Source organism: Pseudomonas cerasi, assembly GCF_900074915.1.
In the GTDB taxonomy this organism is placed as follows: Bacteria; Pseudomonadota; Gammaproteobacteria; order Pseudomonadales; family Pseudomonadaceae; genus Aquipseudomonas; species Aquipseudomonas cerasi.
Genome location: NZ_LT222319.1, coordinates 865,001 through 890,795, shown reverse-complemented (window position 1 = coordinate 890,795; position 25,795 = coordinate 865,001). Strand labels below are relative to the sequence as shown.

Annotated in this window: 19 protein-coding genes, 2 rRNA genes and 1 pseudogene (1 of these 22 only partly in view); 12 read left to right on the top strand and 10 right to left on the bottom strand. The window is 58.7% G+C overall.

Annotated elements, in window-relative coordinates:
* Nucleotides 1–146: 146 nt before the first annotated feature.
* Nucleotides 147–785 (bottom strand): annotated as a pseudogene (locus PCPL58_RS32565) (PAS domain-containing protein); the annotation flags it as partial.
* A 393-nt stretch (nucleotides 786–1,178) separates the two neighbouring features.
* Here PCPL58_RS32565 and PCPL58_RS06495 point away from each other — a divergent pair.
* Together PCPL58_RS06495 and PCPL58_RS06490 are read left to right on the top strand one after the other, a co-directional pair.
* Nucleotides 1,179–2,372, top strand: a complete 1,194-nt coding sequence (locus PCPL58_RS06495) for a GGDEF domain-containing protein (protein ID WP_065349069.1) — start codon at nucleotides 1,179–1,181, stop codon at nucleotides 2,370–2,372.
* Between the two features lie 81 nt (nucleotides 2,373–2,453).
* Nucleotides 2,454–2,891 (top strand): GNAT family N-acetyltransferase, encoded by a 438-nt coding sequence (locus PCPL58_RS06490; protein ID WP_024662945.1) that lies wholly within the window; start codon nucleotides 2,454–2,456, stop codon nucleotides 2,889–2,891.
* Between the two features lie 8 nt (nucleotides 2,892–2,899).
* On the opposite strand, the gene PCPL58_RS06485 is transcribed toward PCPL58_RS06490, so the two are convergent.
* On the bottom strand, nucleotides 2,900–4,540 hold the full coding sequence (locus PCPL58_RS06485; RefSeq protein ID WP_057445743.1) for a methyl-accepting chemotaxis protein: 1,641 nt from the start codon (nucleotides 4,538–4,540) through the stop codon (nucleotides 2,900–2,902).
* Between the two features lie 257 nt (nucleotides 4,541–4,797).
* Here PCPL58_RS06485 and PCPL58_RS06480 point away from each other — a divergent pair, with 257 nt between their 5' ends.
* Together PCPL58_RS06480 and pcsA are read left to right on the top strand one after the other, a co-directional pair.
* Nucleotides 4,798–6,810, top strand: coding sequence for an alkaline phosphatase D family protein (locus tag PCPL58_RS06480; protein WP_065349068.1), 2,013 nt, complete (start codon nucleotides 4,798–4,800; stop codon nucleotides 6,808–6,810).
* Between the two features lie 86 nt (nucleotides 6,811–6,896).
* Nucleotides 6,897–7,616: a phosphatidylcholine synthase gene (pcsA, locus tag PCPL58_RS06475; protein WP_003421621.1), complete on the top strand. Its 720-nt coding sequence runs from the start codon at nucleotides 6,897–6,899 to the stop codon at nucleotides 7,614–7,616.
* 66 nt (nucleotides 7,617–7,682) lie between these two features.
* On the opposite strand, the gene PCPL58_RS06470 is transcribed toward pcsA, so the two are convergent.
* From PCPL58_RS06470 to PCPL58_RS06460, 3 genes are all read right to left on the bottom strand, one after another.
* Nucleotides 7,683–8,891, bottom strand: a complete 1,209-nt coding sequence (locus PCPL58_RS06470) for a sugar transporter (RefSeq protein WP_065349067.1) — start codon at nucleotides 8,889–8,891, stop codon at nucleotides 7,683–7,685.
* A 268-nt stretch (nucleotides 8,892–9,159) separates the two neighbouring features.
* The gene (locus tag PCPL58_RS06465; RefSeq protein ID WP_065349066.1) at nucleotides 9,160–9,591 is read right to left on the bottom strand and encodes a thiol-disulfide oxidoreductase DCC family protein; all 432 of its coding nucleotides are present in this window, start codon (nucleotides 9,589–9,591) and stop codon (nucleotides 9,160–9,162) included.
* A gap of 108 nt (nucleotides 9,592–9,699) precedes the next feature.
* Entirely contained in the window at nucleotides 9,700–10,044 is a 345-nt protein-coding gene (locus PCPL58_RS06460; RefSeq protein ID WP_032656664.1) for a zinc ribbon domain-containing protein YjdM, read from the bottom strand.
* A gap of 258 nt (nucleotides 10,045–10,302) precedes the next feature.
* Between PCPL58_RS06460 and PCPL58_RS06455 the strand changes: the two genes are divergently transcribed.
* The 3 genes from PCPL58_RS06455 (at nucleotide 10,303) to PCPL58_RS06445 (ending at nucleotide 14,832) form a co-directional block, all read left to right on the top strand.
* On the top strand, nucleotides 10,303–12,324 hold the full coding sequence (locus PCPL58_RS06455; protein ID WP_065349065.1) for an acyltransferase family protein: 2,022 nt from the start codon (nucleotides 10,303–10,305) through the stop codon (nucleotides 12,322–12,324).
* 64 nt (nucleotides 12,325–12,388) lie between these two features.
* Nucleotides 12,389–13,048: an HD domain-containing protein gene (locus tag PCPL58_RS06450; RefSeq protein ID WP_065349064.1), complete on the top strand. Its 660-nt coding sequence runs from the start codon at nucleotides 12,389–12,391 to the stop codon at nucleotides 13,046–13,048.
* Nucleotides 13,049–13,167: 119 nt separating this feature from the next.
* On the top strand, nucleotides 13,168–14,832 hold the full coding sequence (locus tag PCPL58_RS06445) for a methyl-accepting chemotaxis protein (RefSeq protein ID WP_065349063.1): 1,665 nt from the start codon (nucleotides 13,168–13,170) through the stop codon (nucleotides 14,830–14,832).
* 57 nt (nucleotides 14,833–14,889) lie between these two features.
* On the opposite strand, the gene can is transcribed toward PCPL58_RS06445, so the two are convergent.
* On the bottom strand, nucleotides 14,890–15,528 hold the full coding sequence (can, locus tag PCPL58_RS06440) for a carbonate dehydratase (protein WP_003345939.1): 639 nt from the start codon (nucleotides 15,526–15,528) through the stop codon (nucleotides 14,890–14,892).
* 166 nt (nucleotides 15,529–15,694) lie between these two features.
* Between can and PCPL58_RS06435 the strand changes: the two genes are divergently transcribed.
* A complete protein-coding gene (locus PCPL58_RS06435) occupies nucleotides 15,695–16,099 on the top strand; it encodes a serine kinase/phosphatase (protein WP_065349062.1) in 405 nt (134 codons plus the stop codon).
* A gap of 9 nt (nucleotides 16,100–16,108) precedes the next feature.
* Here PCPL58_RS06435 and rimI read toward each other — a convergent pair whose 3' ends face one another.
* Together rimI and PCPL58_RS06425 are read right to left on the bottom strand one after the other, a co-directional pair.
* Nucleotides 16,109–16,564, bottom strand: coding sequence for a ribosomal protein S18-alanine N-acetyltransferase (rimI, locus tag PCPL58_RS06430; RefSeq protein WP_003345934.1), 456 nt, complete (start codon nucleotides 16,562–16,564; stop codon nucleotides 16,109–16,111).
* Entirely contained in the window at nucleotides 16,557–17,363 is an 807-nt protein-coding gene (locus PCPL58_RS06425; protein WP_065349061.1) for an energy transducer TonB, read from the bottom strand. Before PCPL58_RS06425 ends, rimI begins: the two co-directional genes overlap by 8 nt.
* A 144-nt stretch (nucleotides 17,364–17,507) precedes the next feature.
* Between PCPL58_RS06425 and mksB the strand changes: the two genes are divergently transcribed.
* The 4 genes from mksB to PCPL58_RS06405 all read left to right on the top strand — a co-directional run bounded on the left by mksB (nucleotide 17,508) and on the right by PCPL58_RS06405 (nucleotide 23,719).
* Nucleotides 17,508–18,785, top strand: coding sequence for an Mks condensin complex protein MksB (gene mksB / locus PCPL58_RS06420; RefSeq protein ID WP_065349060.1), 1,278 nt, complete (start codon nucleotides 17,508–17,510; stop codon nucleotides 18,783–18,785).
* Nucleotides 18,775–19,482: an Mks condensin complex protein MksE gene (gene mksE / locus PCPL58_RS06415; protein WP_003319438.1), complete on the top strand. Its 708-nt coding sequence runs from the start codon at nucleotides 18,775–18,777 to the stop codon at nucleotides 19,480–19,482. The genes mksB and mksE overlap by 11 nt, the downstream gene beginning before the upstream one ends.
* Entirely contained in the window at nucleotides 19,479–22,298 is a 2,820-nt protein-coding gene (gene mksF, locus PCPL58_RS06410; protein ID WP_065349059.1) for an Mks condensin complex protein MksF, read from the top strand. Before mksE ends, mksF begins: the two co-directional genes overlap by 4 nt.
* 173 nt (nucleotides 22,299–22,471) lie before the next feature.
* Nucleotides 22,472–23,719: a right-handed parallel beta-helix repeat-containing protein gene (locus PCPL58_RS06405; protein ID WP_065349058.1), complete on the top strand. Its 1,248-nt coding sequence runs from the start codon at nucleotides 22,472–22,474 to the stop codon at nucleotides 23,717–23,719.
* 120 nt (nucleotides 23,720–23,839) lie between these two features.
* On the opposite strand, the gene rrf is transcribed toward PCPL58_RS06405, so the two are convergent.
* Nucleotides 23,840–23,955: ribosomal RNA gene (rrf, locus tag PCPL58_RS06400) — 5S ribosomal RNA — on the bottom strand.
* Between the two features lie 154 nt (nucleotides 23,956–24,109).
* Nucleotides 24,110–25,795 (bottom strand): 23S ribosomal RNA (locus tag PCPL58_RS06395); it runs 1,206 nt beyond the window's last position.

The window sequence follows — 25,795 nt, the reverse complement described above, 5'->3', positions numbered from 1 at the left end:
GTGTTTTGCACCACGTCCGCGCCGCGCTGGGCGCTGACGTCGGTCTGCTGGGAGATTTCAAACGCCACGCTGGCGGCCTGACTGACTTCTTCTTCGCGGGCCACCTGGTCGGTCACCATAGTGGCGAACTTGACCACTTTGTAGAGCCTGCCATGAGCATCGTGGACCGGGTTGTAGGTTGCTTCCAGCCAGACCTCACGCCCGTTGCTATCGATACGCTTGAAGCGTCCGGCCACGAACTCGCCACGGTTAAGCATCGCCCAGAATTCCCGGTACGACGCTTGAGAGGTTTCTGCCGGATCACAGAACATACTGTGATGCTTACCCTTGATCTGCGCCAGGCTGTAACCCATGCCGCGCAGGAACTGATCGTTGGCAGTCAGTACCTGGCCGCTCAGGTTGAACTCGATCACGGCGGTGGAGCGCAACAATGCCTGAATAAACGCAGAGTTCTCGGCAGCCGTTTCGACGATCTGGGTGATGTCCGATCCGTAGCATTGCAACGTCATCAGCCTGCCCTGCTCATCCAGCACCGGCTGCCAGAGGGCGCGAATCCAAACCAGCCTGCCGTCTGCATGCAGAAAACGGTACCTGTCGATGACCGACTCACCCTTCTGCACCGCCACTTTGAGACTGCGATAGCAATCAAGCTGTTTGACGTAAGTGGGCACCAAGTGGTCCAGGTCCTTACCCAGTAATTGCTCGAGCGAGTAGCCAAGCGTATTGAGAAAGTTCTCGTTGACGTGGACGATGTGATGGTTGGCGTCCAGAGTCAGACAGACCATTTGCGCATCCATCCCTTTCTGCATCTGCCGGTACATGGATAACTCGGCCTTTTGTGCCTGTAATTCCTTTTTCAAGCGAGCGTTGAACATGACGGCACCCATAGTGAGGTTGTACGTATATATCGACACAAGCGTAGACGGGTTTAAGGCATTTCGTCTGATGGTGGCAGATTGAATTACAGGGCGGTTGCGACAGAAAAAACGCCCCTCTAAAGGCCATCTCGCGCATTGCTGCGAGATGTTTTCAGTGATGACAGCCCGCGGCCATTTGTCACCCAGGCCACGCCGTTAGCCACCACCGGTCGACTTTGGGCTGGTCACACGATACATTGATAGCACTAAGACATCATCCGTGATGTCCTATGTTTCTCGATGTTAATGTCCCGGTGTCACATGCTCGTTTCTGCCCTTGAACGCCCCAGCCTTGAAGATGCGCAACTCCTTGCCGAGGTCGAGCAGACGATCACTTCAGGTTTCGGCTCGTTGCGCTTCAGCCGTGTTCTTGAGAAACGCTACCAGGAAGAAACCCGGCTGCCGCGGCGCGAATTCCTGACGGCGGTAGGGATTGGCGGCTGTCTGATCTACAACCTGTTCCTGATCAGCGACTGGCTGATACTGCGGGATGTATTTTTCTATGTAGCCGTGGGCCGTCTGTGCCTGATAACGCCGATGTTTATCGCGCTGTTGATGCTGGCCCAACGGGTTTCCACGCGCTGGGCGTTGGAAACCATCGCTGCATTCGCCACGGTAGCGTGCTCGCTCATGCCACTGCTGGTGATGATTCACAGCAACAGCCCTTATCAAATCTTTTATCAACTCGGCATGCTGTTGATCATGGTCTACTGCACCATGATCCAGCAACTGCCGTTGCGCCATGCCGCTGTCGCCATGTCCTGCATGCTGATCATCCAGTTGGCGACTACCTACATTGCCAGCTTCGCCGACTTTGTGATCTGGCAGGCCAACGCTGTGTTGTTCGTCTCGACCGTGGCATTGCTGCTGATGGCCTCCTACTTTCTGGAGCGGGCAGGCCGTATGAGCTACCTGTTTGCGCTTCGCGGACGCCTGCTTCAAGTGCAACTGATGGAGTTCGCGCGTACCGATGGGTTGACCCGGCTGTTCAACCGACGCTACCAGGACGAAGTGATGACATCAGTCTGGGAGCACGCTCGCAATACGCCGGCGAACGTAGCCATCATCCTGTTGGACATCGACCACTTCAAATCCTACAACGACAACTACGGGCATCCGCAAGGGGATACCTGCCTCAGATTGCTCTGTCAGAAAGTCCAGCAAAGCGCGCATGAGCATGGTGCTGTGGCGTTCCGGTTCGGCGGCGAAGAGGTGCTGGTGTTGATGATCGGCAATCCCGTGCAGGCCAGAGAAGTGGCCGAGGCCCTGCAGACCTCGGTTGCCGAACTCAAGTTGCCGCACCCGGTGCTCGGCGAAAACGCGCTGGTCACCGTCAGCCTCGGCGTGGCGTGTGCGACAGCGCCTATGACCAGTGCCGAGAACCTGATTGGCGCGGCTGACAATGCCCTCTATGCAGCCAAGCGTGCCGGACGTAATTGCGTGTGCTTCGCGTGAAATGACATCCCGCAGGATCCTGCTTTACGCCATGCCCCTGCCACTTTAATCTCGGTGCACACCCAGGCTGGGAGCCATCGCATGAGCGTTCACATTGACGTCAATACCAACCCTACGGAAGAGGATCGTCTGGCGATTCTGGAACCACTGAAACGTTTCAACGCCGAGCAGGCGGGCGACGGAAAGTCCGAGAAAGTGGCGATGTTCATTCGCGATGATCAAACCCGGGAAGTCCTCGGTGGCCTGCACGCTCGCATTCTTTATGAGTGGCTGTTCATCGAGCTGCTGGTCGTGCCGGAACAAGCCCGTGGGCAAGGCATGGGCTCGCGTCTGATGCAGATGGCCGAGGATCTGGCGGTTGAAAAGGGCTGCACGGGAATCTGGCTGGATACCTTCGACTTCCAGGCCCCCGATTTCTATCGCCGCCACGGTTACACCGAGTTTGGCCAGATTGACGACTATCCGCCCGGCAACAAGCGCTTCTTTTTTCAGAAGCGCCTGCCGAACACAACGGCCTGAGCCTTGCGTCAGACTTTGAACTTGCCCACCAGGTTGTTGAAGGAAATCGCCAGACGCGACAGTTCCTGGCTTGAAGCACTGGTCTGATTGGCACCTGCGGCGGTCTGGGCGGAGAGATCCTGAATGTTGACCAGGTTGCGATCAACCTCACGCGCAACGTGGGACTGCTCTTCAGAGGCCGTCGCTATCAGCATGTTGCGGTCGTTGATCTCGGCGACGCTCTGCGCAATGCGCTCCAGCGACTGCCCTGTGGCTTGAGCCAGGGTTTGCGTGTTGCTGGCCAGGGTGCGGCTGTTGCCCATGGCCCGCACGGCCTGATCGGCGCTGGCCTGGACACTGCCGATCATGGTTTCGATTTCGCCGGTGGACGCCTGGGTTCGGGCAGCCAGCGCCCGCACTTCGTCTGCCACCACCGCAAAGCCGCGACCCTGCTCACCTGCACGCGCAGCCTCGATGGCGGCGTTGAGGGCCAGCAAATTGGTCTGCTCGGCGATCCCACGGATCACGTCCAGTACCTGCCCGATCTCACGGACGCGCCCGGCGAGCTCTTCGACCATGGTGGTCGAACTGCTGATCTCGGCACTGACGGTATTGATCGCATTCACGGCATCGCGGGCCTGATCACGACCGGCAGCCGCGTCGGTGCTGGTCTGTCGGGACGCTTCCGACGTCGACATGGCGTTACGCGCGACCTCTTCGACCGCAGCGGTCATCTCGTTCACAGCCGTAGCGGCCTGCTGAATCTCATCGTTCTGACGTATCAGACCGCGACTGCTTTCTTCAGTCACGGCATTCAGCTCTTCAGCAGCCGAGGCCAACTGGTCGGCAGCGCTGGATATTTGCCCGATCGTGCTTTTCAGGTTGTCCTGCATATCGCTCAGGGCAACCAGCATCATGCCAGCTTCGTCGTGATACTGGCTGACAATCGGCAGGGTCAGGTCACCGCTTGCAATTCGCCGGGCATTGGTCACTGCAGTATTGATTGGCGTGCTGATGGCACGACTGATGAACAGGCCCATCACAAACGCAGCAAAGAATGACAAACCTATGCCGATGTACAGATTTCGTTGCGCAGCGTCCTGTGTCTGGTCGGAAGCTACAGCAGCCTCCCCTGCCTGACGATTATTAGAATTGACGATGGTGCTCAGCTGATCCATGACCTTCAGGTAACCGCTGCGTACATCACCGTCGATGATCGCTCTTGCCCCTGCAATATCCCCGGACAGGGCAACACCTTTGGCTTGCTCGATGAGTGCCTGATAGCCAGGCCAGTCTCTGTCCATCTGATCACCGGCAGCGCGCTCGTCATCGTCAAGCGGCGTAGCCCGGTAGGTGGCGTAGCTTTTTTCAGCCTGAGTCCTGTTAACGGTCATGCTCGCGAGAATATCGTCCTTGACGCTTTGTGGCGCATTGCCTGCCATGGCAGCCAATAAACGATAGAGATCACGGTTCTGAGCAATGACCGAGGCCTTGACCTCGCCGGTTTTTGTAACCGACAGCAAGCTGTTGGTAAACACGTTATCAAGGCTGACGGACAAGGCACTGATACCGCGACTGCCTATTACGCCCACCCCAAGGGTGAAAAGCGCACACAGCGCAAAAGCCATAAAAAGCTTGGCGGACAGCTTTGCGTTGTAAAACCATTTCATAGCGGGAACCCTCATGAGCAAATATGGCATAACGCCATAAAACTTTATGGAATTCTGATGCCCTCTGCATAGGTGTATATCGGCATTTTCAGAGCACTCTGCAGGCGGTTAACAAAGTCTTCATATGAGCACGGTTGAGCCGGGCGTTTCGCGTTGCCTGCACTGTCCGGAAACATGCAGTCACGTGGCGTAACAAGAACTTTCCAGGCCTGTTGCGTTACCATCCCGGCCTGTGTCCCCCAGAGCCGTGAGTCAGGATGTCCGCTTCTTCCATCGAACCATTCACTTCGCTGCCGTCCATCCTTGCCGGCCCGTTGTTGCGCCGTCAGGAAGCTGACCGCCTGGTGTTGTGGCTGGTGGGGTCTCGTCCGTTGCGCCTGACCGTGCGCCTGCGTCATGCCGCTACTGATGACGCCACTGCGGGCTTCAACGATTACGTACTCGAAGACAGTCAATGTCAGGTCATCGCAATTGGGCGCCAAGCGTTCATTCACCTGATCGATCTGCAACTGGACGCCGAACTGCCCCGCGACACCTGGATCGATTACGACCTGCTGGTGGACGGCGAAGGCGGTATTGCCGAATGGGCGCCGCACCTGCTGTACGAGGGTCACCGTTACCCGAACTTCGTGGTGCGCAGCAGCATCGATCATCTGCTGCATGGCTCGTGCCGCAAGCCGCACCACAGCGCGGCCGAAGGTCTGCTCTGCGTGGACCGCCTGCTGGCCGACATCAAGGAGCCGCTGCAACGTCCTGCGCTGTTGATGATGAGCGGCGATCAGATCTACGCCGACGATGTCGCCGGACCGATGCTGCGCGCCATCCATGTATTGATCGAACGGCTGGGGTTGTTCGACGAGCGACTTGACGGTGCCATCGTCGATGACAGCCCTCGTCTATATGCGCATCCGGCCAGCTATTACCAGCGTGCCGACCTGCTGCCGGCCCTGAAAAGCAACGACACACTGCGCGAGCGCTTCTTCGGCGGCACCAGTAAGCCGGTATTCACCAGCAGCACAGCGGATAACCATCTGGTCACCCTGGCGGAAGTCATGGCGATGTACCTGCTGGTGTGGTCACCGACGCCCTGGACCCTGATCGAACCCGGCAGGCCGCAACTGGAAGACGGGGAAGTCGAGCGCTACGCCAGGGAGCAGCACTTAGTCGAGGCGTTTGCCGAGGGCCTGGGCGGCGTAGCACGGGCGATGGCGCATCTGCCGTGCATGATGATTTTCGATGACCACGACATCACCGATGACTGGAACCTGTCGGCGAACTGGGAGCAAACGGCGTACGGCCATCCATTCTCCAAACGCATCATCGGTAACGCCCTGCTTGCCTATCTGCTGTGTCAGGGCTGGGGCAATAACCCGGATGCGCTCAACGGGCTGGTCAAACAGGCTCATGCCCTGAGCAGCGAGGCCGTGTCCAACGACAACTGGCTGGACAGCCAGGCCCAGGACCAGTTGATTGATCAGTTGTTGAAGTTTCAGCAATGGCATTACGTGCTACCGACCAGCCCGGCGCTGGTAGTACTGGATACCCGCACCCGACGCTGGCGCAGCGAGTCGAACTTCAATCACCCGTCCGGGCTGCTCGACTGGGAAGCGCTCAGTGAGCTGCAACAGGAGCTGATCGACCATAAATCGGCGATTATCGTCTCACCTGCCCCCGTTTTCGGTGTCAAGTTGATCGAGGCAATACAACGTATCTTCAGCTGGTGTGGCTATCCGTTGCTGGTCGATGCGGAGAACTGGATGGCGCACCGTGGTGCTGCCAACGTGATTCTGAACATCTTTCGCCACTCCAGAACCCCGGGCAATTATGTGATCCTGTCGGGCGATGTGCATTACTCGTTCGTCTACGAAATCCTGATCCGCCAGCGCAGCGGCGGGCCTCACATCTGGCAAATCACCAGCAGTGGCATCAAGAATGAATTCCCCCGTCGTCTACTCGACACTTTTGATCGGCTGAATCGCTGGTTATACTCTCCCCGCTCACCTCTTAACTGGTTCACCAAGCGCCGCCTGATGAAGGTTGTTCCGCGCACGCCCGAGCACAGCAAGGCCGGTGAACGCTTATGGAACTCGGCAGGTGTCGGGCAGGTACTGTTCAATGAACAGGGCCAGCCGACCCTGATCAACCAACTCAATGCCAACGGTGACGCGCCTACCTGTTTCGTAGAACCGGAAGAATACAGAGACCAGCGATCAGACGAAGAGCGTGGCTTTCTGGAAAACAACCGGGAAACAAGGGATAGTCACCGCTAAACTTATCGGCAATTGCCGGGTCGATAGTTGCTACCGGTCAGGTTGCGGCACACCCTGGCAAGCATTACTTCCTGGAGAGCGCCCCCGTGATAACCAATCAACGCATAGCCAGACTCAACGCATGGGGGGCGCATGGCTTCACCGCCACCGGCGTAGTCCTTGCGTTCCTGGCTACCATTGCCTTGTTCAACAACGAACCCAAAGCCTGCCTGTTGTGGCTGGGCGCGGCCCTGATCGTGGATGGAGTCGACGGCTCACTGGCTCGCAAGGTCAACACCACGTCGGTACTGCCGCACTTCGACGGCTCGGTACTGGATCTGGTCATCGACTACCTGACCTACGTGTTCATCCCGGCATTGTTCATCTACCGCTACATACCGGTGCCGGATTACACGCTGCTGCTGAGCATCTCGGTCATTCTGGTTTCGTCGCTGTTCTGCTTCTGCAACGTCGACATGAAAAGCAAGGACAACTACTTTCAGGGCTTCCCCGCCGCCTGGAACGTCGTTGCACTGTGCCTCTACATTCTCTCACCGGCGCCATGGCTGACGTTCATCACCATCATCGCCCTGGCGCTGCTGACCATGACCCGCATGAAGTTCCTGCACCCGTTCCGCGTGCGCCGCTTCATGCCGCTCAATATCGCGGTGACCACCGTATGGTTGCTGTCCAGCGCGCTGCTGATCATCAACCATCCGCACAACGGCCCGGTGGTCATGGGGCTGTGGCTGGCAATGTCGGCGTATTTCCTGGGGATTTGTATCTGGAGAACGTCGCTGGAGTGGCTCGGTCGGCTTAAAGCCTGACCTGCAAGTCAGACCAAAAAGCTCGCTGAACGCCTTGCGCGGTTAGCGAGCTTTTTTATGCGCGCCCTATTTGCTCTCGGTCTGCATCTCGGCAGCAGGCCGGACCTTGCCGAAGTGATGCGTGGTATAGCAGCACAAACCCAACCCACCCAGGGCCAAAAGGCCGCCGACGATGCCGACATTGGCAACCCCGAGATGGCTGCTGACCACGCTGCCGAGCAGCGCGCCGCCGCCAATCCCGATATTGAAGATGCCCGAGAACAGCGCCATCGCCACATCGGTCGCATCAGGTGCCAGCGACAGCACGCGCGCCTGCAAGGTCAGGCCGAAGCACATGATCGCCATGCCCCAGATAATGGTCAGCGTGCCGAGCGTCGTGGCATCACCGGAGAGCGGCAACAGCATCAGCAGGCACAGGGTCAGCGTCCCAATGGCGGTGATCAACAGCCCGTTCGGGAAGCGGTCGCTGAACAGGCTGAAGATGATCGAGCCCATGATCCCGGCACCGCCAAAGACCAGCAGCAGAATTGTGGTCATTTCGCCGCTGAGCTGTGACACGGTCTGGGTGAACGGTTCGATGTAGCTGTAGGCGGTGAAATGAGCGGTCACCACGATGGCGGTCAGCAGGTAGATCGCCATCAGCCGCGGGCGTTTGAACAGGATCGGCAGGCTGCGCAATGAGCCGGAGTTCTGACTGGGCAGCAAAGGCAGCGCGCGAACCAGCAGGAAGACTACCAGCGCAGCGATGCCGGCGATGCCCAGAAAGGTGGTCCGCCAGCCCAGGGCTTCACCCAGCACGCGGCCCAGCGGAATACCCAATACCATCGCCAACGACGTACCGGTCGCCAGCAGGCCCAGCGCCTGAACCCGCTTGCCGGGCGGAGCGATGCGTACGGCCAGCGACGCCGTAACCGACCAGAACACCGCATGTGCAAACGCGATACCGACCCGGCTCACCAGCAGGATCGCAAAGCTGGGGGCGATCGCGGATAGGACGTGGCTGACCACAAACAGGCCGAACACGAACATCAGCAGCTTGCGGCGCTCGATGTTGCGCGTCGCCAGCATCATCGGCAACGACATCAGCGACACAACCCAGGCATAGATCGTGAGCATCAGCCCGACCTGGGCCGGGGTCATCTCGAAGCTCTGACCGATGTTACTCAGCAGACCAATCGGCACGAACTCGGTGGTATTGAAAATGAAGGCCGCCAAGGCCAGCGCGAATACGCCAAGCCAGCTACCTGCCTGCTCGTTTGGAGGTGAAGTTATCAAGAATCACAACGCCCTGAAAATGTTCCGACCCGAAGGCCGACCGCCACGCGTGCACACGCACGCCTGACACCTGTATGGAAAACCGCGGCTCGCTCCCCTGAAAAACCAACGCAAAAATGCTCCGCTCGACCTTCAGGATCGGGCGCAGTGTGCAAAGTGGATTATTGTGGATATGGGGAGTGAAGCCAGATGACACGAATTCTACGGACCGCCAGAGTGGATCACAACCCGTGTGCACATAACCGACTTTGCAATTGACCGCCGGTCGTCAGCCGTCGCGGAAGCGCTGCCGGTCCTCGGGCGACGGCAACAGGCAGTGATCATAGCGCCCGAACAGGCGATATCGGTTGAGCGCTATACGGTTGTAGGCCCAGTCGCGTAGAAAGCGCGGAAAAATCCCCAGCACCTTGAGCAGCGGCCACGGCGCAGGCAACAACCCCATGATGTGCAGAAAGGCATCCGAACGCACGAAGACCCGATTGTTGACGATGACCGCGATGGTATGAAAATCGTCCAGTGGCAGCCCCGCCCACTTCAGCAACGCCTGCCCTTGCTCCGACTGCACGGCGGCCAAGCGCAGACGCCGGTGCGGATCATGGCGAATCAGAAACTTCACCACGCCATTGCACAGCTTGCAGACGCCATCGAACAGCACGACACATTCATCGGGTTTCAGATAAGGAGCGGGGGTGTTCGGCACGGTATTCACCTGTTCAGGAAAAACAGCCCTGGCGCGCCCGGAAACATGAACGCCCCGCCAGTCGAAAGACCGGCGAGGCGTTCAGGCTAAAGCCATTACCCGGCAGAATCAAACCTTGCGGACGAACTCCGACTTCAGTTTCATCGCGCCGATGCCGTCGATCTTGCAATCGATGTCATGGTCGCCATCGACCAGGCGGATGTTCTTGACCTTGGTGCCGACCTTGACCACCAGCGAAGAGCCTTTGACTTTCAAGTCCTTGATCACCGTGATGGTGTCGCCGTCCTGCAGCACATTGCCCGTTGAGTCCTTGATGACTTTCACGTCATCGGACGCATCGGCGCCAGCGGCGTCGGCAGACCATTCATGGGCGCATTCCGGGCAGATCAGCAGGCTGCCGTCTTCGTAGGTGTATTCGGAATTGCATTTCGGGCAGGACGGTAAGCTCACAATGGTTCTCGCATCGAGGAGGAGTAAAACCATGCATTATAAAGGGCTTTTCCCGTTTCAGGTGGGAAGTGACTGATCTGCCGTCATAAACCTGCTTCCGTCATTGGACAGAAGCGAAGACCTGAACTAAAAAATACAGCACTCTCTTTCCGGCAACGCCTCTTCGTCCTCTCCCTACACGACCCCTGCGCCTCGCGTTGGCGGTAGCTATTGCAGCGTGCATTTACCGTCTCTTGCCACTTACTGCATCGAGCACATCACATGGGCATCCCTCATAACCCGGCACTCGGCTATCGACCCGAGATCGATGGTCTGCGCGCGCTCGCGGTCATTCCGGTCATTCTGTTCCACGCGGGCTTGCCGCTGTTCAGCGGCGGATTCGTGGGCGTCGATATCTTCTTCGTGATCTCCGGCTATCTGATCACTTCGATCATCATCGCGGAGAAGATCAGAGGCCGGTTCTCGCTGATCAACTTTTACGAACGACGCGCGCGGCGCATCCTGCCTGCGCTGTTCGTGATGATGCTGATCTGCCTGCCTGTCGCGTGGTTGACGCTCGATCCATCTGACCTGAAGTACTTTGCCAAGAGTCTGGTGGCGGTGCCGACTTTTTCATCCAACGTGCTGTTCTGGCTGGAAAGCGGCTATTTCGACGCCACGGCAGAACTCAAACCGTTGTTGCACACCTGGACGCTCGCGGTGGAAGAACAGTACTACCTGTTCTTCCCGCTGCTCTTGATGCTGGCCTGGGGCCTGGGCCGCAAGTGGCTGATCGTGCTACTGATAGTCGCTGCCCTGGCCAGCCTGGCGCTGGCGCAACTGGGCGCCCATCAAGCCACCAGCAACGCGTTTTATCTGCTGCCGGCACGTGCCTGGGAATTGCTGGCGGGCTCGTTCATCGCCTTCTACTTTGCATGGCGACCGCGCAGCATCGGGCGCGCGAGCGTTGTCGATCAGGCGGCGACTTTACTGGGGATTTTGCTGATCGGTTATGCCGTGGTCGGTTTCGACAGCAGCACGCCCTTCCCCGGTCTTAATGCGCTGGTGCCGGTACTGGGTGCGGTGTTGATCATCGTCTTCGCCCATGGCAAGACCTGGGTGGGGAGCGCGCTGAGTTCACGTGCGCCCGTCGCGATCGGCATGCTCAGCTACAGCGCCTACCTGTGGCATCAGCCCGTCTTTGCCTTTGCCCGCCAGTACAACCTGAATGAGCCAGGCCTGCCACTCATGCTGGCGCTTACCCTTGTGTCTCTGGCGCTGGCCTGGCTGAGCTGGCGTTTCGTCGAGCAGCCGTTTCGCAAGGCCGGCACCTTCAATCGCCGTCAGATTTTCACCACGGCAGGCGCTGCCTCGACGCTGTTTATCGCGCTGGGGCTGGTTGGCTATGTGAATAACGGCTTTCCCCAGCGCTTCGCTGTCGACCCGGAGCTGCATCAAGCATTCGCCGACCCGTTGATACGCGACAAATGCGACCAGCCTCTGGACGGCAAGAGCGGCAACGTCGATTTTTGCCTGTTCGGCCTTGCTGACAAGGAGGCAGTACCGGACATGGCGCTGTTCGGCGACAGCCATTCCGAAGCGCTGTTATCGACGTTCGACGCCGCCGCTCGGGATCAGGGCAGGACCCTCGCGCACATCGGCCTGGGCGGCTGCCTGCCCTTGCTCGGCGTGGACGTGGCTAACGGCAACTACGCTGCCGGGGTCTGCGAAGCGCTGGCCGATCGGGAATTCGAGTACGTGAAGCGGCAGCGGATCAAAAAGGTCGTGCTGGTGGCGCGCTGGACGCTGTATACCGGCGACGATTACAGCGAGAGGACGATGAGCACGTATTTCCTGACCTCGCGCGCCGATCCGCAGAAAAGCCGCGAAACCTCGCGCAGGGTATTCAGCCAGGCCCTTGAACACACGATCGAGGCCTACCGCAGTATCGGCGCCGAGGTGTTCATCATCGCGCAGGTGCCGCAGCAAATGATCAACCCTGAAAGTCTCTACTATCGCTTGGCGCGGGACGCTTCGGAAGACGATGCGCAAGCCTTGCAGCGGGTCAGCGAACTGTCGGTGCCGGTGGAAAAACACGACCTGTTGCAGCGTTTCACCCGCCAGTTGTTCCTGCGTGCCAGCCAGTCAAAACACATCAGCCTGATCACGCTGGATGACGCCTTCTGCAAGGACAGGCAATGCCTGATCGGCGACCTGCATTCGTACTACAAGGACTTCAACCACCTCAACGCCAGAGGTGCGGGGCTGCTTGCCGGCCAGATCAGCCATATTCTTGACCAGTGACAGGGTTTTATCAGGCGGCATTGTCTGTAATGCTGATGCCTGCCCAGCCTCCGAGGACCACCGCATGACCGCCGCCAGCTTCACCCCCTTCGAGGGTCTGGCCAACCTGCTCATACCCCACACCCACGCAGAGAAAATCGACGACTCGCACGATGTCTCGCACTTGCTGCGTGTCTGGAAGAACGTCTGCGCCATTCGTGACCGTGAAGGCGGCGATGCCCGTGTGCTGATTGCGGCAACGCTGCTGCATGACTGCGTTTCGGTCGAGAAAGACTCGCCGTTTCGCGCCAGCGCATCGCGACTGGCGGCGGCGCGGGCCAGCGAATTGTTGACCGAGATGGGGTGGAATGAGCAGAGCATCGCCTCCGTCGCCCACGCCATCGAAGCGCACAGCTTCTCGGCGGCGATCACGCCGTTGACCCTCGAGGCCAGAATACTGCAGGACGCCGACCGTCTGGACTCGCTGGGCATGATCGGTGTGGCCCGCACCTTCTACGTGTCAGGGCGCCTCGGCAGAGCGCTCTACGACCCGAATGATCCGTATGCCAGCCAGCGCCCCTATGACGACCTGAATTTCGCCGTCGACCACTTCCACACCAAGCTGCTGCAACTGGCTGACGGTTTTCAGACCGCTACCGGCGCACAACTGGCGAAAGCCCGGCACCACCGGGTCAAGCGCTTTCTGGATGAACTGATGGAGGAAATTGCTCCCCCGCAGCCATGAGTCATTGGCTGCACATCCATCATTCAGCAGATGTCATAAAGACATCACACAATTGCCCTATAAACGGCTCTCCGAGAAGGTCCGCGTGTTTATAGGGGTTGTGTGCCGTGAAAAGATTGATGCCTCGTTTCCTACGTCGGCAAGCCACAACGACAACACTCTTGCGCCGCTTCAAAATCACCCTGCGCCTGGTCATCTGCTTCGCCGTCACCTCCCTGCTGATGGTCGCGCTTGGCGCGTTCTGCCTGTTGCAGATGCAAGCGATCCGCACACAGGGCGAGGCAGTCGAGAGCGGCGCCCTGCCCAGTATCGCCACCGCCGATGCCATCGCCATCGGCCTGGTCAAGCTGCGCAGCGAAACCACCCGTCTGATCGCCAACGCCGACGATCCGGGTGCCGTCATCAACAGCAAGATCAATGTCGAACAACTCAGGAACGAGGTTGAGAAAGGCTTCTCGGAATACCTCGCGCGCGTTCAGTCGGGCACTGAGCATGACTCGATTGTTGCGTTGCAGGATGCCTACAAGGCCTTCATGCCCGGTTTGCAGGATCAGATCGCGCTGATCGAGCAGAACAAGCTGGACGAGGCCAGGATGCTGGCCAACACCATGCTCTCACTGCAAGGCGACCTGATGGACATGCAGGTGCAGCTGTTGCGGGAGCTGAACAAACAGAGTGCGGCCACCGCTGTAGAGGCCGCAAGCGCCAGCTACGAGCAAACGCGGATCATCGCGCTAAGCGCCATCGGCCTAGTTCTGGCACTGACCTTGTTGCTGGCCTGGCGCCTGAGCGTCAGCATCATCCACCCGGTGCGGCAGGCTTTACACATCGCCAGCACCATTGCCGATGGCGACCTGAGCGAGCACCCGATACCGGACGGCAAGGACGAAACCGCGCAATTGCTGATCACCCTCGGGCGCATGCGCACCAACCTGCACAGTACGATCGACCAGATCTACGCAGCGGCGACGCAGTTGTCGCAGTCGGTTCAGGAAATGGGCAGCATTGCCGAAGCCAGTGCGCTCAATCTGCAATTGCAGAACACTGAAATCGAGCAGGCCGCTGTCGCGGTCAATCAGATGAGCCAGGCGGCCATCGAAGTGGCAGGCAACGCCAGCAATACCGTGACCGAATCGGAGGCGTCGACCCGGGCGGCAGCACAAGGGCAGGACAAGCTCTCGGCAACCATTCTGTCGATCAAGGAGCTGACCGAAAATGTGCTGGATTCGTCGCATCAGGCGCAAGGGCTGGCCGAACGCACCCAGAGCATCAGCAGCATCCTCGATGTGATTCGCGCAATTGCCAATCAGACCAATTTACTGGCGCTGAACGCGGCTATCGAAGCGGCTCGTGCAGGCGAAGCCGGGCGTGGTTTTGCCGTTGTGGCCGATGAAGTCCGCTCACTGGCGCAACGCACCAGTGCATCCACCGCGGAAATCGAAGGGCTGATCAGCGGCGTGCAGCAAAGCACCCAGCAAACCGCCAGCTCGCTGCGCCATACGGCGACGCAGGCCAACCTGACGATGGAACAGGCCGCCTCGACCGGCGAAGCCCTGCAAGTGATCATTCATTCAACCGCCAACATCAACGACCGCAACCTGCTGATTGCCAGTGCCGCAGAACAGCAGGCCCAGGTGGCGACTGAAGTGGACCGCAACCTCAGCAGTATTCGCGAGCTGTCCAGCCAGACCGCTTCAGGCGCGCAGCAGACCACCGTCGCGAGTAACGCACTGTCGATGCTGGCGAATGATCTGAACCTGATGGTGCAGCGCTTCGTGTTGTGATGGGTTGAAACTCGCCAGCCAGCCTGCAACAAGAGGCTGGCTGGCGACCAACGGCTATCAGTCCTGCGGACGCAGGCGGTACTGCGGCGGCAGTTGCTCGAAGCCGCTGATGGTCACGTCGAGGCTTTTCCAGCGGCCATCCTTGATGCCGTAGATGCAGCCATGCACAGACAGGCTCTGCCCACGGTGCCAGGCGTTCTGCACAATGCTGGTGTGACCAACGTTGGCCACTTGCTGAATCACATTCAATTCACACAGGCGGTCGACGCGCTCTTCCTCGGTCGGCAGTTTGGCCAACAACTCGCGGTTTTCGTAATACAGGTCACGAATCGTGCGCAACCAGCCGTCGATCAGGCCGAACTGGCGGTCCTGCATGGACGCCCGCACGCCACCGCAACCGTAGTGGCCTGTGACCAGAATATGTTTGACCTTCAACACGTCCACTGCGTACTGAATCACTGACAGGCAGTTCAGGTCGGTGTGCAGCACGACGTTGGCCACGTTGCGGTGAACGAACAGATCACCCGGCAGCATGCCGACGATTTCGTTGGCCGGCACGCGTGCATCGGAGCAACCGATCCACAGGAACTCAGGGGTTTGCTGGCGGGCCAGTTTGGCGAAGAACTCAGGGTCTTCCTGCTTTATCGCATCGGCCCAGCGTGCATTGTTATCAATCAGGTCTTGTAGCTCGTTCATGCTTTGACGCCTCGATCTCGATAATGATGCCCAGCCTTGGACTGGTGTCCGATCCTTCAAGTCACGCTGTGATGCCACTCGTTGCGAATGCCTGTCGTCAACAAAAAGGAATCTTCAAAGTCATGGTCGGTCCACTTTTTACGACCACCTGAAATGAGGATTTCTCATGAACGATTCACGCCGTCCGTTTGGTGCCACCGAACCGGAACCTATCGACGATAACGAAGACCGCATGGGCTCCATGGAAACACTCGATTTCGACGAGGAAGAACCGGGCCGTATCGGCGATCTTATCCCTGAAGGCGAGCTGCAACATGAAATTCCGGATCAGCGAGTGCGCGAAGCAGGCCTCACGGGGGCTTCCACCGATGACCATCATTCGACCGACGATGATCTGTCTCCGGAAACCCTGATCCATGAAGACGGCGCCCGCTCACCCAACGAGCCAGGCGAAGACCTCCCGGCCGACCTGGATGTTACGGTCGTCGATGAAGATGACATTGGCGGTGGCAACGGCCTGGACGAAGAAGAACTGGCACTCATCGGCCCGCTGGACGGCAACCAGCGCTGATCCGGACACTCAGTCCAGCAGCGTGCAGGCCATGACCACTGCGTCTTCACGGCCGCCGTCGGATGCCGGGTAGTAGTCACGACGCCGGCCTATCTCGTTGAAACCGTAGTTTTCATACAGACGATAGGCTGGGCGGTTGCTGTCACGCAGCTCCAGAAAGCATTCCCGTGCATTGAGCTGGTAAGCGCGCTTCATCAGGTGGTCGAGCAGTAACAGGCCAAGACCCCGACCCTGGTTTTCAGGCTTGACCGTGATGTTGAGCAGGTGCGCTTCGTCGATGATGACCTGAATGACGCCGTGCCCGACCTGCTGCGCGCCCTCGAACATCAACCAGATCTCGTAGGACTTGAGCCCGTCGAGAAAGATGCCGCGTGTCCAGGGATGACTGAACGCGGCATATTCGATTTTCAACACCGCGTCCATGTCGGCTTCGGTCATGCGGCGGAAGGTTACGGCATCACTCATCGATCGATTTCCAGCGCGTCATCAGCCGACGCATGGCTTTCCAGACATCCGCCTTGCGCTCAGGCTCGTCCATCAGTAATTCAAGACCTGGCAGCGCCCAGGCCGTACCCAGACCTTCAATCTGCAGTTCACGGTGGTACGACTCGGCATCGGCTTCACCGGCGTACTTCATCGACGGCAGACCGATCAGCCACAGGCAGGCACAAGGCTCGTCCTCGAGCCGCGCGCCGACGAAGCCCTGCACGAAATCTCGCGCAGCTTCCGGGCCCTGGTCCATCTGGCCGCGGACCAGCAACGGCCAGCGCACGGGCTCGCCGATGATCTGCGGGCTGTCGGGCAGACCGGCGGCGCGCAGCATGTCCTTGAGCAGCAGGTAAGAAGGATCACGGCTCTGAAACGGCTGACCCGTGGTGAGTTCGACCAGTAACAGGCAGCGTCCGGCGCGCAACAATTGCAGGGCAAAGCGCGGTGGCGGTACCACCGGCGCCTTGGGCGGCGCCGGCTCGGCCTCTTCGGCGGCCGGGGTGGCTGTGCGCGTGCTGGCCAGTGAGGGGCGCGGCACCTCGACCCTCGGGCGCTCGGGCTGCCGGGCAATCGGCTCGACATTCGACGTTTCGGCAGGCGCAGCGTGCTCCGCTGGCGAAGCAGCAGGCGCGACACGTTGCACCTCGACCGGCGGCGGCAACGGCACGAGCAGTTGTGGACGCGACGGCGCGGCGAATGGCAGTTCTGTGCGCGGCAGCCAGTTGACCACCTGCATGGCAGTCAAATAAGCGCGGCGACGGGACTCGTTGAGCAAGGGTCAGCCACCTGTGGATAAGTTAAGCGCGCAATTCTAGCGTTGTTCGCCTTTTTGCGCTGCAGCATATCGCCCGCAGGTGAAATATCAGTCGGCTGATGCAGTACAATTGCCGCTTTTCACTTGCCAACAGTCGGCCTAACGATGATCGAACCCAAGCGCGTTCTGCGCGCCCTTGCCGAGCACTGGGCGCTTCTTGAGCCCTTATGCGAACATTTCGACCAGGGTACGTTGAGCCTGAGCGAGCTGCGCCTGCAACTGGGCGCTCAGCAGCAGGACAGCACTCCGCAAGACATTACCAATCTGCTGGACGTGTGGATCCGTCTGGACATTCTGGTGCCCGTCGCGAAAAGCCCGAACCGTTTCGAGCTCAACGCACAGATCCATGACTTCCTGTCGTACCTGCGCCGCGAGCACCGTCTGGGCCTGTGCCTGGAAATCGAAGCCTACCTGCGCCACCTGGAGCGACTGGCCGGCTACATTCAGGACGCGTTCGAGGTTCGCGACGCCAACGACCTGGCCAGACAGCTGCGCCTGCTGGACATGCGCGTGCGCGACGTACTCAAGAAGCTCGCCAACGACGAACAGGCGCTGGTCGCCGTGGCCGACCGGGCCAAGACCAGTGACCGGCAGATCCCGTTGCGCCAGCGTTATGCCGAAGTGCTGGCGACGTGGGACGAATACGTCGAGCCGATGATTCAACTGGTCAACGCAGACGGTGCGTTCGAACAGGGCGTGCGCAAGGTCGAGAACGTCCTGCTGCGCCTGCTGACCGAGCAACAACGTCTCGGTCATCTGGTCGACGACGACATGCTGCTGCGTACCCACGCGCGCATTCTGGAAATGCAGACCAGCGCCCAGCTGACCTTGCGCCATGCACGCGAACTGCTGCTGCCACTGCGTGAGGAAGCGCGGCGCCATAACGCCGTGACCCGCGGCGCAGCGCTGGCCTTGTCTGCCATTCGCCGCAAGGGGCTGGATGCGGTGCCTCAGGCTGCCATGCCGATGTTCACCCGTCCGCAAAGTACGTTTCTGGGCAGTGCCAGTCAGGTCGAGGCTTACGTGTATGCCCTGGCGCGCTTTGAACCCAAACCCGCGAGATTCCCCAAGGCCAGCGGCACCCGCAAGGGCCAGGCGCCACGCGCACCGCGTACGGTCAAGGAGATGCTCGAGCGCTGCGAAGACGCCTTGCCGATGCCTGACCTGATGGTCTGGTTGCTGGAGCAGGAGCCGACCGGCGAAACCGACGAGCTGCTCTACTGGTTCTCGCGCTTGTCGCGCGACAAGCGCTTCGCCCGTGAACGCCTCGAGCGTCGCGAATATTTCACCCGGGAGCACCGCGTCAGCCTGCGCTCCTTTGCCCTGCTCGTTGCAAAAGACGAGCAGGCCGAGCATTCCGAGAGCACCGTTCATGCATCTTGATCTATCCGAAATGTCCCAGCTCGCGCCGATCTTTCGCGAGCTGTTCAAGGGCTATCACATCAGCCGCCGCGACCCGGAGCTGTACGCTCAGCTCTCCAACTGCCAGGACCAGTACCGCACGCTGTTCAAGGCACTGGGCTTCGAACTGGTCTGCGATACGCGTGGCTTTTATTATTTCGTGCCTGAACTGGCCGCTGCGCAGGTCAACAAGACCGCCCAGCGCCTGGCACTGTTCACCTTCATCCTCGTTGAACATCTGGCAGATCAGGGCCGTGATCCCATGTCAGTGCTCGACGGTGGCAGCCTGGGCCGCGACGAGCTGCCTTCGATGCTGGAAAAGTACCGCGACCTGTTTCTCCAGGCTGAAGTACAGACCCCGGAAGAGCTCGAAGAAAAGATCATGCGGCGCATGACGCAGTTGGGCTTTGCCAGTGAGGAAGTGGGTATCTACCGCTTCCTGCCGCCGATGCACCGTTTTCTCGATGTGTGCCTGTCGGTGCAACAGGACCGCGATCTGGCAGCCAGCCTGCATAGCGCCCTGCCCCTGCCGACGCCTGTGCTCATCGATGACGACAGCGACGAAAAGCTGCTGGAAACCGATGACCCGCTGGACCTGGCTGAATTCGGCGAAGAGACCGAGGAAGAGGCGCTGGCCCGGGCAATCGCCGATGAGCAACGACAGGAGATGGACACATGAGCCAGGAACGTTATGGCATCCGCCGCTTTGCCCTGTTGAACACTGCCGGTTACAGCCTTGGCCTGTTCCCGCTGGAAAATCCGCTGTCGGTATACGGCGCGAACAACCTCGGTAAAAGCGCCTCGATCAACGCCCTGCAATTCCCGATTCTGGCGCGCATGTCGGACATGAGCTTCGGCAAGTACAGTCTGGAACAGTCACGACGCTTCTACTTTGCTTCCGACACCAGTTACATTCTGGTGGAAGTTTCCCTGCCTCACGGCCCGCATGTCATCGGCGTCGTGGGTCGCGGTCCGGGCGGCGGCTTCGGCCACCAGTTCTTCGCCTATGCCGGCGAGCTGGATCTGGGTCATTACCAGAAGAACGACACCTGCCTGCGTCAGAAAGAGCTGTTCAGCAACCTGGAAAGCCAAGGCCTGAAAGCCTACGAGCTCAAGCCTGACGAACTGCGCCGTCTGCTGGTCGGCGGGCACACGTCGATTCCGCTGGACCTGACCTTGATCCCGCTGCGCTCCACCAGCGAGCAGAGCCTCAAGACCTTCCGCGCACTGTTCATCAACCTGCTGCACATGCGTGAAATCACCGCCGCCAAACTCAAGCAGCTGTTTCTGGATGCTTTCGAGCACAGCCTGCGTTCGGGCAGCGTCGACTATATTGCCGCCTGTGAAGAAGCCTTCCGCGATGTGCGGCGTATGGAACAGGACTACAACTCGCTGGTGCTGGCCGGTCCTCTGGTCGAGGCGCTGGCCGCTGGCGTCAAGCAGCGCGATGTGTTGCGCGGCAAGCTGCATCGTCTGTCACCGATCCTCGATTCACTGCTCGGCACCTGGTCGGATTACTCGGGTGCGCGCAAGGAAGAGCTGGTCCTTCAGGCCGAGCATTACCGTGCCCAGCAGGATGAGATGCAGAACGATCAGCGCAGCAGCACTCAGGAGCTGATGCGCCTGGAGCGCGAGATCAGCAGCATCCAGCGCTGGGTCGGCGAGCTGTCGGTACTGAAAAACCGTTTTGCGCTGGTCGATGACGTCAAGGTGCTGGAGCAACAGCTGCTCGCCGCCAAGGACGCTCACGATGAGCTGGCCGGTGCGCTGGCACAGTCCCGGCAGTTCAGCGCCGAAGACCTGGACGAACGTCTGCGCGATCTGGAAAAACGCCTCAAGTCGGTCAAGCAGCAGCTTGATCATGCGGACAACAACAGTTATGCCCGTCTGCGTGAAGAGTTTTCCCAGCCGGACGTAGAACGTCTGATGCGTCTGTTCAACAGCGCGCTGTTCAGCCTGCCGTTGGGTGAGCAAGGCATTGCGCTGGATGATGGCGATGCGTGGGTCAAACCGCTGGAGACCATTCTGGACGGCTTCAAGGGCGATCAGTTCGCGGTACCGGGGCTGACGATCAACCTGTCGAGCATCGAGCCTCCTGCCCTGCAGGCGCTGGCCGATCGTGCCGCGTTGCGCGATCAGAAAGAGCGACTGGAGAAAGAACTCAAACAACTGAAAACCCAGCAGGCTGTCGCCGCCGACCGTTCGGCGAGCAAGACCCAGACCGAAGCGCTGTATCAGCAGGTGCTGGATGCTCAAAAGGCGCTTGAAGACTTCCGCCGCTGCCAGACCTTGAGCGCGGAGGAATCCACCAAACTGGAAGAACTGGCGCAGATGGAAGCCGCTCAGGATGAACTGAAACGCTCCAGCGACGCGTTCACCGAGCGCGTTCAGCAACTGTCCGCCAAGCTGCAATTGATCGCACGTCAGATCGGCGATATGGAATCCAAGCAACGCACGCTGGACGACGCGCTACGTCGCCGTCAGTTGCTGCCTGCGGATCTGCCATTCGGCACACCGTTCATGGACCCGATCGACGATTCCATGGATAACCTGTTGCCGCTGCTCAACGACTACCAGGACAGCTGGCAGGGTCTGTTGCGCAGCGATGGACAGATCGAGGCGCTGTACGCACAGGTTCGCCTCAAGGGTGTGGCCAAGTTCGACAGCGAGGACGACATGGAGCGTCGCCTGCAGCTATTGATCAATGCCTACGCGCACCGTACCGACGAAGCACTTACGCTGGGCAAGGCTCGTCGCGCTGCGGTGACGGATATCGCACGTACCCTGCGCAATATCCGTAGCGACTATGACAGCCTTGAGCATCAACTGGCGCTGTTCAACCGCGAGATCAACAAGCGTCAGGTCTCGAACCTGGCAAGCTTCCGTATTGTGCTCGCCCCTAACAAGGAAGCGCTCAAGCACATCGACCAGATCATCCACAGCGCCGGGCAGTACGAAGAAGGCGAGACGCTGTCGGTCTTCGACCTGAGCCAGAGCGCAGAGCAGGACAACAAGAACGAAGAAGCCAAGGAATATCTGGCCCGGCTTGTGGCTGCCAACCACAACCAGTTGGGCTTGAAGGACCTGTTCGAGCTGGCATTCGAAATCACCAAGGTCAACGGTCAGCCGGTTATCCACACCGATATCGATGGGGCTGCCTCCAACGGCACCACGATGACCATCAAGGCATTGACCAACATGTACCTGTTGCTGCACTTGATGGATCGCGATCAGGCTGGTCGGGTGCGTTTGCCTTACTACCTCGACGAAGCCGCAGACATCGACGAGAAGAACCAGGCAGCCCTGCTGGAAACCAGCCTGCAACTGGGCTTCGTTCCAATTCTGGCCAGTGTGAAGCCACAGGTCTCGGCTCACGTTGCCATCGACCTGGAAGGCGGCAGCGGACCCAACGGCATCTACATTGATGAAGCGGACTGGAAATACATTCAGCGTCGTGACGATGTGAAACCAGAAGTTCCTGAACTGGCCTCGTAAGCGCTGTAAGTTGTTGTCAGAAGGCCGCATGAGAATGCGGCCTTTTTTATTGTCTTTGAATTGGGTGAGGCCCTGTTGCAGGCCTCCGGCGGACAGACTCTTTATTCATCGAATTCATAATGAGGTGCAGCGAACACGCATACGATTACACCAGGCAAGCTTGGAGTGACCCCATGAGAACGATATTGCTGACGGTCTTGCTGGTCGTTGCTGCAACAGCGCAGGCAACTGACTACTACGTGGCCCCCAATGGCGATGATCACGCTGCGGGTACCAAAGGCGCACCGTTGCGCACCATCATGCGCGCGCAGCAAGCCGCAAAAGCCGGCGACACGGTTTACTTTCGCGGCGGCGTCTATACCTACACAGCAGGCGTCAACCGCTGCGCTACCCGTACAGACACCGTGAATGCCATCACCCTGAACAACAGCGGCAGCGAAAACAAACCCATACGCTACTGGGCCTATCCGGGCGAAACACCGGTTTTCGATTTCTCGGCCATGAAAGACGATTGTCGCGTCAAAGGCTTCAACGTTACCGGTAGTTGGTTACACCTGAAGGGGCTGGAGGTGAAAGGCGTGCCGCAACAGCCCGAAAACCATCTCAACCACGAGTCATGGGGCATCTGGAACAGCGGCAGCCACAATACCTTCGAGCAACTCAATCTGCATCACAATATGGGACCCGGCCTGTTCATTCAGAACGGCGGTTATAACCTGGTGCTGAATACCGACTCTCACCACAACTACGATCCTTACACCTCAAACGGCGCAGGTCAGAGTGCAGACGGCTTCGGTGCACATATCAAGGCAGGCCATCCAGGTAATGTATTCCGCGGCTGCAGAGCGTGGGCCAATTCCGACGACGGCTTTGACCTGATCAATGCCTTTTCGCCAGTGACCATCGAAAGCTCATGGGCATGGCAGCAAGGTTACCTGCCTGGCACGCGCACAAAACTTGAAGCCGGCAATGGTAATGGCATCAAAGCGGGCGGATACGGTGGCAAGTATGTGCCTGACGGCGTGAAACACATCGTCCGTAATTCCGTTGCCTTCGACAATAAGTCCGCTGGTTTCTATGCCAATCACCACACCCTGGCACTGGACTTCATCAACAACACGGCTTTTTCCAATGGCGTGAACTACAACATGGCAGGTATCGCCCCGGATGGTTCGCTGATCCCTCTCGGCAACCTGTCCAACAACATCGCTTACAAGGGACGCTTGACCGTCAACACCGAAGGACTGGATATGGCACACAACTCATGGACGTTGCCAACGCCGATAACCGACGCAGACTTTGAGGATGTCTCGGAAACGGGATGGGATGCGCCACGTCAGCCGGACGGAAGCCTGCCGGTGCTGCGCAGCTTCCACCTGCGAGCGGGCGGCAGACTGGCAGGTATGGGGGCGTTTCACTAAACCCTGGGAGTCTCTGGCGCTAATTCCGCTACCTTGTAATGAGGTGAGCCCGGCAGAGTGATAAACCCCAGACAAACAAAAACCCTCAACGCGTAAGCGATGAGGGTTTCTGGAATTCAATCTTGACGATGACCTACTCTCACATGGGGAAACCCCACACTACCATCGGCGATACATCGTTTCACTACTGAGTTCGGGATGGGATCAGGTGGTTCCAATGCTCTATGGTCGTCAAGAAATTCGGGTACCGAATCGTGCCGTACGGCGCGCTTCAGCAAATCGGGTATGTGATAGTCAATTCAGGTGTCGTTCGTGACGCAAACTTTCGGTTCGTGTCGTCTTCACAGTCACCGCAATCTGGTCATTCGACGCAAATTGCTTGGGTGTCATATGGTCAAGCCTCACGGGCAATTAGTATTGGTTAGCTCAACGCCTCACAGCGCTTACACACCCAACCTATCAACGTCGTAGTCTTCGACGGCCCTTCAGGGAACTCAAGGTTCCAGTGAGATCTCATCTTGAGGCAAGTTTCCCGCTTAGATGCTTTCAGCGGTTATCTTTTCCGAACATAGCTACCCGGCAATGCCACTGGCGTGACAACCGGAACACCAGAGGTTCGTCCACTCCGGTCCTCTCGTACTAGGAGCAGCCCCTCTCAAATCTCAAACGTCCACGGCAGATAGGGACCGAACTGTCTCACGACGTTCTAAACCCAGCTCGCGTACCACTTTAAATGGCGAACAGCCATACCCTTGGGACCGGCTTCAGCCCCAGGATGTGATGAGCCGACATCGAGGTGCCAAACACCGCCGTCGATATGAACTCTTGGGCGGTATCAGCCTGTTATCCCCGGAGTACCTTTTATCCGTTGAGCGATGGCCCTTCCATACAGAACCACCGGATCACTAAGACCTACTTTCGTACCTGCTCGACGTGTCTGTCTCGCAGTCAAGCGCGCTTTTGCCTTTATACTCTACGACCGATTTCCGACCGGTCTGAGCGCACCTTCGTACTCCTCCGTTACTCTTTAGGAGGAGACCGCCCCAGTCAAACTACCCACCATACACTGTCCTCGATCCGGATAACGGACCTGAGTTAGAACCTCAAAGTTGCCAGGGTGGTATTTCAAGGTTGGCTCCACGCAGACTGGCGTCCACGCTTCAAAGCCTCCCACCTATCCTACACAAGCAAATTCAAAGTCCAGTGCAAAGCTATAGTAAAGGTTCACGGGGTCTTTCCGTCTAGCCGCGGATACACTGCATCTTCACAGCGATTTCAATTTCACTGAGTCTCGGGTGGAGACAGCGCCGCCATCGTTACGCCATTCGTGCAGGTCGGAACTTACCCGACAAGGAATTTCGCTACCTTAGGACCGTTATAGTTACGGCCGCCGTTTACCGGGGCTTCGATCAAGAGCTTCGCTTGCGCTAACCCCATCAATTAACCTTCCGGCACCGGGCAGGCGTCACACCCTATACGTCCACTTTCGTGTTTGCAGAGTGCTGTGTTTTTAATAAACAGTCGCAGCGGCCTGGTATCTTCGACCGGCATGAGCTTACGCAGTAAATGCTTCACCCTCACCGGCGCACCTTCTCCCGAAGTTACGGTGCCATTTTGCCTAGTTCCTTCACCCGAGTTCTCTCAAGCGCCTTGGTATTCTCTACCCAACCACCTGTGTCGGTTTGGGGTACGGTTCCTGGTTACCTGAAGCTTAGAAGCTTTTCTTGGAAGCATGGCATCAACCACTTCGTGTTCAAAGAACACTCGTCATCAGCTCTCGGCCTTAAGATCCCGGATTTACCTAAGATCTCAGTCTACCACCTTAAACCTGGACAACCAACGCCAGGCTGGCCTAGCCTTCTCCGTCCCTCCATCGCAATAACCAGAAGTACAGGAATATTAACCTGTTTTCCATCGACTACGCTTTTCAGCCTCGCCTTAGGCACCGACTAACCCTGCGTCGATTAACGTTGCGCAGGAAACCTTGGTCTTTCGGCGTGGGTGTTTTTCACACCCATTGTCGTTACTCATGTCAGCATTCGCACTTCTGATACCTCCAGCAAGCTTCTCAACTCA

Bases quoted from the DNA above. Each gene is read 5' to 3' on its own strand.
- PCPL58_RS06455 (WP_065349065.1), top strand. From the start codon at position 10,303: ATGGGCATCCCTCATAACCCGGCACTCGGCTATCGACCCGAGATCGAT.
- mksF (WP_065349059.1), top strand. From the start codon at position 19,479: ATGAGCCAGGAACGTTATGGCATCCGCCGCTTTGCCCTGTTGAACACT.
- rimI (WP_003345934.1), bottom strand. From the start codon at position 16,564: ATGAGTGATGCCGTAACCTTCCGCCGCATGACCGAAGCCGACATGGAC.
- mksE (WP_003319438.1), top strand. From the start codon at position 18,775: ATGCATCTTGATCTATCCGAAATGTCCCAGCTCGCGCCGATCTTTCGC.
- PCPL58_RS06435 (WP_065349062.1), top strand. From the start codon at position 15,695: ATGAACGATTCACGCCGTCCGTTTGGTGCCACCGAACCGGAACCTATC.
- can (WP_003345939.1), bottom strand. From the start codon at position 15,528: ATGAACGAGCTACAAGACCTGATTGATAACAATGCACGCTGGGCCGAT.
- PCPL58_RS06485 (WP_057445743.1), bottom strand. From the start codon at position 4,540: ATGAAATGGTTTTACAACGCAAAGCTGTCCGCCAAGCTTTTTATGGCT.
- PCPL58_RS06490 (WP_024662945.1), top strand. From the start codon at position 2,454: ATGAGCGTTCACATTGACGTCAATACCAACCCTACGGAAGAGGATCGT.
- PCPL58_RS06480 (WP_065349068.1), top strand. From the start codon at position 4,798: ATGTCCGCTTCTTCCATCGAACCATTCACTTCGCTGCCGTCCATCCTT.
- PCPL58_RS06450 (WP_065349064.1), top strand. From the start codon at position 12,389: ATGACCGCCGCCAGCTTCACCCCCTTCGAGGGTCTGGCCAACCTGCTC.
- PCPL58_RS06495 (WP_065349069.1), top strand. From the start codon at position 1,179: ATGCTCGTTTCTGCCCTTGAACGCCCCAGCCTTGAAGATGCGCAACTC.
- PCPL58_RS06405 (WP_065349058.1), top strand. From the start codon at position 22,472: ATGAGAACGATATTGCTGACGGTCTTGCTGGTCGTTGCTGCAACAGCG.
- mksB (WP_065349060.1), top strand. From the start codon at position 17,508: ATGATCGAACCCAAGCGCGTTCTGCGCGCCCTTGCCGAGCACTGGGCG.
- PCPL58_RS06445 (WP_065349063.1), top strand. From the start codon at position 13,168: ATGCCTCGTTTCCTACGTCGGCAAGCCACAACGACAACACTCTTGCGC.